Annotated in this window: 9 protein-coding genes; 2 read left to right on the forward strand and 7 right to left on the reverse strand. The window is 37.4% G+C overall.

All coding sequences use genetic code 11. From position 1 onward, the window contains the following. The 5 genes from AAC037_RS11590 to AAC037_RS11610 form a co-directional block, all read right to left on the reverse strand. Nucleotides 1-1,090: Gfo/Idh/MocA family oxidoreductase (locus AAC037_RS11590; RefSeq protein ID WP_339903150.1), on the reverse strand; the 1,090-nt coding region annotated here is incomplete at its 3' end. 12 nt (nucleotides 1,091-1,102) lie between these two features. Beyond that, nucleotides 1,103-1,933, reverse strand: a complete 831-nt coding sequence (locus AAC037_RS11595; protein WP_339903151.1) for a sugar phosphate isomerase/epimerase family protein — start codon at nucleotides 1,931-1,933, stop codon at nucleotides 1,103-1,105. Next, nucleotides 1,930-3,312 carry a glycosyl hydrolase gene (locus tag AAC037_RS11600; RefSeq protein ID WP_339903152.1) on the reverse strand — a complete coding sequence of 461 codons (1,383 nt, stop codon included), beginning with the start codon at nucleotides 3,310-3,312 and terminating at the stop codon, nucleotides 1,930-1,932. Before AAC037_RS11600 ends, AAC037_RS11595 begins: the two co-directional genes overlap by 4 nt. 153 nt (nucleotides 3,313-3,465) lie before the next feature. Then, nucleotides 3,466-4,362, reverse strand: a complete 897-nt coding sequence (locus AAC037_RS11605) for an AraC family transcriptional regulator (protein ID WP_339675483.1) — start codon at nucleotides 4,360-4,362, stop codon at nucleotides 3,466-3,468. A gap of 654 nt (nucleotides 4,363-5,016) precedes the next feature. After that, nucleotides 5,017-5,919, reverse strand: a complete 903-nt coding sequence (locus AAC037_RS11610; protein WP_339903153.1) for a DUF3078 domain-containing protein — start codon at nucleotides 5,917-5,919, stop codon at nucleotides 5,017-5,019. 134 nt (nucleotides 5,920-6,053) lie between these two features. Between AAC037_RS11610 and AAC037_RS11615 the strand changes: the two genes are divergently transcribed. Beyond that, nucleotides 6,054-6,329: a DUF202 domain-containing protein gene (locus AAC037_RS11615; protein ID WP_339675486.1), complete on the forward strand. Its 276-nt coding sequence runs from the start codon at nucleotides 6,054-6,056 to the stop codon at nucleotides 6,327-6,329. A 77-nt stretch (nucleotides 6,330-6,406) separates the two neighbouring features. Further along, nucleotides 6,407-6,616: a hypothetical protein gene (locus AAC037_RS11620; RefSeq protein ID WP_339903154.1), complete on the forward strand. Its 210-nt coding sequence runs from the start codon at nucleotides 6,407-6,409 to the stop codon at nucleotides 6,614-6,616. A gap of 120 nt (nucleotides 6,617-6,736) precedes the next feature. On the opposite strand, the gene ppk1 is transcribed toward AAC037_RS11620, so the two are convergent. Beyond that, nucleotides 6,737-8,860 (reverse strand): polyphosphate kinase 1, encoded by a 2,124-nt coding sequence (gene ppk1 / locus AAC037_RS11625; protein ID WP_339903155.1) that lies wholly within the window; start codon nucleotides 8,858-8,860, stop codon nucleotides 6,737-6,739. A 111-nt stretch (nucleotides 8,861-8,971) separates the two neighbouring features. Then, nucleotides 8,972-9,549: toprim domain-containing protein (locus AAC037_RS11630; RefSeq protein WP_339903156.1), on the reverse strand; the 578-nt coding region annotated here is incomplete at its 5' end.

The following is a 9,549-nucleotide window of genomic DNA, read 5'->3' on the forward strand; positions in this document are numbered from 1 at the left end:
TTTCAGCCAATTGTACACCTCTTGCACCCTCTTTCATATCCCAAGGGAAAGGAGAATCCGTAACAATATGCTTCAAGAACAATTCCCACTGTACTTTAAATGCATTGTCCATAGGCTCTTGCTCCGGCACCTTAGACCAACCTTCGTAAAACTCAATTGGTTGAGGGATATCAGGGTTCCAAACCGGTTTTGGGGTATTTCCATAATGCTGTATATAACATTCCCTTAGACCGGCTACTGCAGAACCTTTGGTTCCATCCACTTGTACTGTAAGCAAGTCATCTCTTCTTACCCTTACCGTCCAAGATGAATTAAACTGGGCAATGATATCACCTTCCAATTCAAATGTTGCATAAGCAGCATCATCTGCTGTACATTTGTAAGGTTTTCCTTGCTCATCAACACGTTCCTTGATGTGCGTAGCTCCCATACAAGATACCGCCTTTACTTTACCAAAGATATTGTCCAATACATATCTCCAATGGCACAACATATCTACGATGATTCCTCCGTCATCTTCTTTTCGGTAATTCCAGGAAGGTCTTTGTGCAGGAATGGTCTGTCCTTCAAACACCCAGTATCCAAACTCACCTCTTACAGAAAGAATCTCGCCAAAAAATCCATTTTCAATAAGTCTTTGAAGCTTTCTTAAACCGGGAAGCCATAACTTATCCTGAACTACCCCATTTTTTACACCAGCTTCTTTACAGATTTTATGCAATTCCAAAGCTGTCTCCGTATCTACAGCTACCGGTTTTTCACAATAAATATGTTTACCTGCTTTTACCGCTTGCTTTACAGCATCAGCTCTTCTGCCTGTGGTTTGGGCATCAAAGTAAACACTGTATTGGTCGTCATTCATGACACTGTCCAAATCCGTAGTGTATTTGGCCACACCTGATCGCTTACTTAAAGCTTTTAATTTGTCTTCATTTCTACCTACCAAAACCGGGTCAGGCATAATGGTATCCCCATTGTCTAACTTCACCCCGCCTTGTTTGATAATTTCTGCGATACTACGCATCAAATGTTGGTTGGTGCCCATCCTTCCGGTGACACCGTTCATGATAATTCCTACCTTGTGTTCCATTTCTATATTTTTTTAACTCTTATAATAACTTTCAACAATCTTGTCTAAGAACTCTTTTTGGTCTCCTGCCCAGTGCCTGTCAGAAAAAATTTCTACTTCATTGAAGCCGGAAAATCCTGCTTCCTCGGCCCATCCTCTGATGGTTGGAATGTCTATACAACCTTCTCCCATTAAACCTCTGTCATTCAAGAAATCAACAGTTGGGCTCATCCAGTCACATATATGAAAGGCATAAAGATTGTCGTTTCGACCACATCTTAAAAGTTCTTCTCTTAAATCAGGATCCCACCACAGGTGGTAAACATCAGCGGCTACACCAACATGATCTGAACCTATGGCTTCTGCCATATCATTGGCCTGTCCCATGGTGTTCACTGCAGATCTGGTATCTGCATACATGGGATGCAAAGGCTCTATGGCCAACTTCACTCCATGCTCTATTGCAAAAGGCAATACCTTTTCAATCCCTTCTTGGATTTGTTCACGAGACCTTACTAAAGATTGACCTGGATCAGCACCACATACCAATACAATCATGGGAGCACCCAATGCAGCAGCCTCTTCAATGGCCTTATAATTGTCTTGAATGGCCTGCTCTCGGGTCTTTGAAGACACCGACGGGAAAAACCCTCCCCTCACCAAAGATACAATTTCCAAACCATGGCTTCTCAACCTTTCTCCGGAAGCAGCTATATCTCGTCCTCCAAGATATTGGCGCCACACGGAAATTCCTTTGACTCCTACTCTTTCATAGTTTTCAGCGGATTCTTCCAAGCTCCAAGGCTTTGTGGTAATGGTGTGAATACAAAGCTTACTTAAATCTTTTATAGGTTTCGGACTCATGACAGACAATTAAAGAAAGTGTAGTAAGTATCTTTATCTATGATGCGTTGTACATACAAAGCCAACTCTCTTGCATGATAATCTCCCCACATGCTGGATTCATTACAGGCAATTTTTTGACCTGCAGGCACATTGTCCCATCCGTTTGGTTCGTGATAAATGGAGTGCAAAATCAATCCTTGGTGATTTTTATCTGTGCTTAGGTAGGGCTCGTCCAACAAAGTTTTGAGAACGGTAAGCCCTGCTTGCCAGTATGTATTTCCTTTTTTCTCATCCCCGTTTTTCTTTAGGTAATGACCTAGTCTCAATAATCCTTGAGCACCGATGGCAGCTGCAGAACTGTCTACCGGTTCAAAGTCATTGTAAGGGTCCGCAGGACGAGAAAGATAATCTCCAAGTTTATGAAGATTAGGTGCTCCTGTATCCCAATAAGGGATGCCGTCCGTAGGTGTATGCTCAATATAAAAATCGCAAGATGCTGTAGCTGCCTTTAGCAAAAATGCTTTGATCTCTGCAGGGTCTCCATAGGCTTTTAACGAATTTTCCGATAAAGTTTCTATGTATTCTAGCTCCTCAGCAAAACCACACATGGCCCAGGCCAATCCACGTGTCCATGTCGAAAACCCAGTATATCCTTGCTGAGAATTAGGGCAACGAAAATTGCCGTCATTGGTATTAAAGACACTTTCGTGTGCCGTCCTACCCCAGAGATCATACCTGTCTCTACCTTCACCATAATAGACAGAATAATCGGCAGTTGCTTTGGCATGTTGTAATCCCCTAACAAGAAGATTGACTTTCTTGTCATTCTCTTCTTGGAGCACATGTCCCAAGCTATGGCTAAGCATTAAAATCCTTACGGTTCTAATGGTATCCACAAAGAGGGAATGGGGACCATTGAAGGAATACATGAATCCACCATCTTTGATGGGAGACCATCGGCTGGCTTGCACAGCTCCTGAAATCTTCAAGGCCAGTTCGTAATAATTTTTTTCCCATTCAACATATGGAATTTTTTCCTCCACCATTAGTCTCAACAAATTACCATAGGTGCTGACATTGTTGAAACCATGGTCATGTACTCCAGTGTGGCTGATGTGAGGGGCCATGTATTGATGTGTCTTTAGCTTTCCTTTTTCGAGATAACTCTTTTCACCTGTGGCATCAAACTGCAAGATGGAAGAGCCAAACTGAAAGCCTTGTGTCCATTCGGTCCATCCTCTGGTTGCATATTTTCCGTCTACAGTAAAAACCGGGGAACCTTGATTTTGGGGATATTCCTTTTCAATTGCGGAGATTTTCTCAGCAGAGAGTTGCCAAAATTTATCCAGAGCAGATTTTAAATCTTTGGCTTGGATTTCAGAATCAATTGCAATCATAAATTTAATGGGTTTAAGTTTATTTTGGAATTGGGATTTGTACCTTTAAAATTCAGTATTATAATCTGATTTCTAAAACGTCAAATCATGCACTTTTTGTTTAAGATGATAAAGATATCTTAAAATTTATCAAGTATAAAGGCATTATTCACTCTATTGCTGGTACTTTTCGTTTTCTACCCACCTAAACTCTGATGGGGAAACCCCTGTTTTCTTTTTAAAAATTCTGCTAAAATAGGATGGATCAGGGTAATTCAGTTCATAAGCAATTTCCTTATTCGAAAGGTCCGTATAGATAAGATACCGTTTGGCTTGAAGCATTAGACGCTCCAAAATCACCTCTCCGGCAGTCATACCGGTTATTTTTTTCACATGTTTGTTTAAAACACTAGGCGAAAGCTTCATTCGATCTGCAAAATCCTGAACCTGATGTACTTGCTTAAAATTATGTTCAACGAGGGCATTGAATTGTTGAACCAAAACAAAATCCGGATCCAATGTATTATTTTTGTCAGCAAAATACCTAAGGTAATATTGCTTGCATTTGATCAGAAAAATTTGAAGGTAATTATTTAGAATGGCCGTGGTAAAGCTGTTCCATTTTTTGTATTCTTTTCCAATCGCCTCAATCAAATCTAAAAGTTCCTTAAAATCCTCTTCATTTAAGTTAAGAATTGGGACCAAAGTAGGGTTATTGAAATAAGGAAGTTGAAAAAGAAATTCTTCATTTTTCGTATCTAAGGCATAAAATTCTCTAGAAAAAACCATAAGGTAACCATGGTAATCATTTTCTCTACTTATTTTATGTACTTGTCCGGGGGTTAGAAAATGTACACTTCGCGAATGGATGCTATGGCTATTGAAATCAATCTCATGCTTCCCTGCTCCGTTTACAAAAACACATATCTCATAGTATTTATGTCGATGAGGTCTATCAGTCTCATGAGGGTAGGTACTATTTTGAATGGTTTTTCCTTGAACTTCATAAATTTGGAACGCCCTTTTGTTGGTGATTTTGGGCATCTCATACGTCTTGATAGGCTCCTGCATGTCAATCGTTGCGTTAAAACTCTAAGGTAATCAAAAAAATAAAATGTATTTTTCAAAAATCGTTAATAAGCGAGCTTAAAACAATACAATTTTTATCAATACAATAACCATGAAACCTTAAAATTAAATATAATGTATTAATTAAGTATTTTCATTATCATATTTTTAACTTTAATAGGTTTGTTTTACCTTTGAAATATCAGACAGAGACAAAAGGTCTTTGGGTAGTAAAGGGAAGCTTTATTACTGATATATACTGTAGGATGATGAAACTGGCAGACATGCCCTCCTGTCTCGGGGGTGGAGATCACAGGATAAAGAAGATATCGAGCTCGTATTTTTCCTAACTGCTCCGTGGAGGTTCGACTCCTTCTCCTACAGCAGGTTATTTTGGGTTTATTGTTAATTGACTAAAGCTATGAGACATTGTTTCATAGCTTTTTTTGTTTGCTAGCCCATATTAAACAGTCAAAAGGGGTAATAAAATAGGTAATAAGGAAAAATAAAATAGCCATAAAAATAAAAAAGCAGGGGAATATCCCCTGCTTTTTATTTTGAAAACTAAACCAACTATTATTTAACTACCATAATACAAACAAAATTAACAATACCTGATTAAAAACCAAATTAACCTGATAAAAAATGGTTGATAATCTATTTTTTGTTACCCACTTTATACAATATACCCAATGCTAAGCCCTGGCTATATTGAACCCCCGGATCCTGATCTATATCATATAAAGATATCCCTGTAAGGGTAACATTGATAATACTTGAAATTTTTGCCGTAAGTGTTACATCCAATCTATGATCTATATTTTTCAATGATAAGGTCTCATAGTTGGCAAACATGGTGTATCTAGATTTTAGGTTAAGGTTTTCTGAAAGATTTTTGTCAAGACTGGCGAATACCTGCATGGCCAACCACTCTACCCTTACCGTTTCACCTGCGGGCACCCCATAGTTTGCCGGTACATTTGCAATAATTTGATCGTCTGTTACGAATGTAAACCTGGGGGAAAATGGACCTATCCTTAAGAAAAACTCTTTATTTGGTTTGAACTCAAAACCTAAGGATGATGTCAAATAGCCAGGAGCCATAAATTTAGAGATCAAAGACTTTGTGCCATCTTCATTGTATTTGTAACCTTCTGCAAATTGTGAAAGGTAATTTACGGAGAAGTAACTTGACCACTTTTTGCTCATCTGGTAGCCTAATTTTGAATCTAAAAATATTCTGTCATTGGACTTTCTAGTTCCTTCCCCTTCATTTCTTACTATTCCGAATAATAGCTCCAATTCATTGTCCCAGGATATTTTATCTTTTTGGTAAAGGGCTTTTCCTGCAATGATACTACCAAATGCCACAGAATTAACCCCGCCGGCTTTCCAATTATTACTAAATCCGGCTTGATTGAAATTCAATCCAGCACTGAATTCGGATTGCCAATAGGATGTATCTGTTGGAATTGGTTCCGGAACGTTGGTACCACCTTGCGCCATAGTTAAACTTACTGCTAAAACAAAAACCAGTAATGTTAGTATAAAATTTTTCATGCTTTGCTTCATTAATTTTCAATATTTGCGTATTCTAAATATAACTGCTCATAAACTTATACCTAAATACCTTTACTTAAATTTATCGGTTATAAGTCTAATTTGATTGCTAAATCTAAACAAAGCGCAAATTTATGGAAAATCAAACAGAAGAGACACTGATTGTTAGAGATTTTTTAGCTCGCCAGAGGACAAAGCTTGCAAACGACCGCACCCTATTGGCCTATATTAGAACTAGTTTATACTTTATTGTAAGTGGTACGGCATTAATTAAAGTTAATGACCTTGCGAACGTTAGGAGCCTCGGATATTTATCTTTCCTGATCAGCGTAATTTTATTAATCACCGGATTTATCAACTATTTCAAATTAAAAAACAAACTATCCAAAGGTAAATACCAAAAAATGTAAATTGACTTAGATTGCAAAATACCAAAAAAATTGGTAGACTATTTGCAACTTAACCTATAACACCAACGCTATTTAAGATGAAATTTTTAGGAATAATTTTAATCATTGCAGGAACAGTCATGCTTTTAATTACAGGCATTTCCTTTACAACCGAAGAAACTATAATTGATGCCGGACCATTAAAAATTAGTACAGACAAAGAAAACAACCTCGAATGGCCTCCTTACGCCGGAGGCATAGCTATCGTGGCAGGTTTTATTTTAATGGCAGCGGGAAAAAAGAAATGAGCAAAAAAAGGGGGAATTGACACTCCTTCATTACACCTATAAATAGACAAGCAGGGTTTAGATCAAAAAAAGCTACAACCAAATAGTCGTAGCTTTTTTAAATGCTATTTTTTAAATATTTCAATCTATTAATTTGACATCCTCTATCATCGCAGGTTCTAACTCAAAAAACCTTTGGTGAATATTGAAAATCTCTTCTCCGTCTTTTGGTTCTTTACTTATGTATTTCCCATCCTCTTGCATTACATAGGCATTTACATTGTCCAAGAGATTGTACCTGAGGATATTCATAAGTTGTTTTTGAAGAAACTCATTTTCAACTTTAAATAAAGACTCCAGACGTTTGTCAAAGCTTCTTACCATTGCGTCAGCACTTCCAACATAAATTCTGGGATCACCATTGTTATGAAAATGATAAATTCTTGAGTGTTCAAGGAAATCTCCCACAATTGAGATCACTTCAATGTTTTCACTCAAGCCTTTTCGCCCCGGCCTTAAACAACATATACCGCGCACAATCAACTTAACCGGTACGCCAGCTTGCGAAGCTCCATAAAGTGCATGAATAAATTCAGAATCTTCTAACGAATTGATTTTAATAAAAATGCCGGAAGGCAAGCCTTTTCTAGCATTTTCAGATTCAATTTCTATAAATTCTATCAAATTGTTTCTCATATCTCTTGGGGAGGTTATAAGATTTTGATAGCTAGTAGGTGCAGAATGACCTGTAATTACATTAAAGAATTCCGACACATCATTGGCTAAGGTTTCATTGGTAGTTAATAGACCGATATCCGTATATATCCTACTGGTTTCTTCATTGTAATTTCCGGAACCCAAGTGCACATAACGTGTAACTCTGTTTTCTTCTTTCTTAACGATTAAAAGTAATTTAGTATGGGTTTTAAAATTACTTACGCCATAGATTACAAAACACCCAGCCTTTTGCATTTTTTTGGCTTCTCTGATATTGTTTTCCTCGTCAAATCGAGCCTTCACCTCAAACAACACAGAAACGTGTTTCCCATTCTCCACCGCTTTAAGCAAAGCTCCTACAATTCGAGAATTTTTAGCCAACCTGTAAATGGTCATTTTGATGGCCATCACATGTGGATCATCTGCCGCTTTATCTAAAAGCTCCAAAATAGGCTCCATATCATTATAAGGGTGGTGAAGTAGAACATCCTTGTGTTTCAACACCTCAAATATATCTTCAGAGGCTGCCTCAGGATAAGACAATGGCGGTATGGGAGTAGGAGCAGCTGGCATTTTATCTTTAAACCTTTTGTTGCCTATTACCTGCCAAAGTCCGGTAAAGTCCATCAGACTTTTCCGCTCTATTTTAAAGATACTGTCATCATGTAAGGTCCACCGTTGTTTGAGCAAATTAACCATCCACTTGCTGTACCCTTCTTCAATTTCTATTCTAACAACCCTGCCTGTTTTTCTTTCATTCAATTTGCGTTTGACTTCTTCCAGAAAGTTGGTATCCATGTCTTCACTTTCCTCCAAGGTAAAATCACCATTTCGAGTAATCCTGAAAAGGTTAATGGATTCTATGTTTACATTTCTAAACAAGGACACAATATGCTCCCTGATCATTTCTTCTATGGGAACATAGATGGTCATATCTTCTCTCTCAAGTTCAAAAAACCTTGGGATATTGGAAGGAATTTGTACAAAAGAAAGCTTTTTATTATCCTTTTTCTCCCCGGGGCCTATGGTTACCACTCCAAATATTAACAATTTGTTCATTAAAATTGGAAAAGTATGGTAACCATCAAAAACCATAGGCGTCAACATGGGGTAAACGGCTTTATAGAAATAGTCTTCGACCGTTTTTTGCTCTTCCGGCAAAAGGTTACGTACATTGCTCAGTTGAAAACCTGATTCTTTGGTAATGGCAAGCAAATCATCAACAAATTGCTTCTGAAGCTTTTTATGAAAAACCTGAGATTCAATCATTAACTTTTTCTTAAAGCTATCCTCTCTAAGACCTGAATAATCTATTCTAACCTTATCATAATCAAGGTAATTGTACAATGAGCCAACCCTAATCATAAAAAATTCATCAAGATTAGAAGCGGCTATGGCAAGAAATTTAAATTTCTCGAAAATATTCCTTTTTTCCTTTTTAATCTGGTCAAAAACCCGATCATTAAATTTTAGCCAACTAAGATCCCTACTGATTAATTTGCTATTATTGATGGTTTCTTCAATTTTATCAAGCTGGATCAATTTCATGTTTTTTCTATTATATATGGTAAAAGTAGACCAATGATACTAAATTATTTATAGAATAAAAAAAGGGCGAAATGCCCTTTTTTATTCTTTTATGAACACTTCAACCATTTATCAGGTGTCAATTTTTGCATATTTAGCATTCTTTTCAATAAATTCTCTTCGAGGAGCCACCTCATCACCCATAAGCATGCTGAACAAATGGTCAGCTTCTGCAGCGGATTCTATGGTTACTTTTTTCAAAGTCCTCGTTTCAGGATCCATAGTGGTGGTCCATAGTTGCTCGGGGTTCATTTCTCCAAGACCTTTATACCTTTGAATATTGACACTGTCTTCTTTTCCATCAGGTGCCAATTCCTTAACAACCCTTTGCCTATCTTCTTCTGTCCAACAATACCTTTCTTCTTTGCCTCTTTTCAACAAATAGAATGGTGGAAGAGCAATGTAAACATAACCACTTTCAATCAAATTACGCATGTACCTGAAAAACAAGGTAAGAATAAGCGTCCTGATATGGGAGCCATCAATATCCGCATCTGTCATAATTATAATTTTGTGATAGCGAAGTTTGGACAAGTCCAATTCCTTTTCATCATTTGCGGTACCGAATTTAACACCTAAAGCTGTTAAAATATTTTTTATTTCTTCATTGTCGTAGATTTTATGCTCTTGAGCTTTTTCTACGTTTAAGA

Origin of the sequence: uncultured Cyclobacterium sp., assembly GCF_963976465.1 — a bacterium.
Taxonomy (GTDB): domain Bacteria; phylum Bacteroidota; class Bacteroidia; order Cytophagales; family Cyclobacteriaceae; genus Cyclobacterium.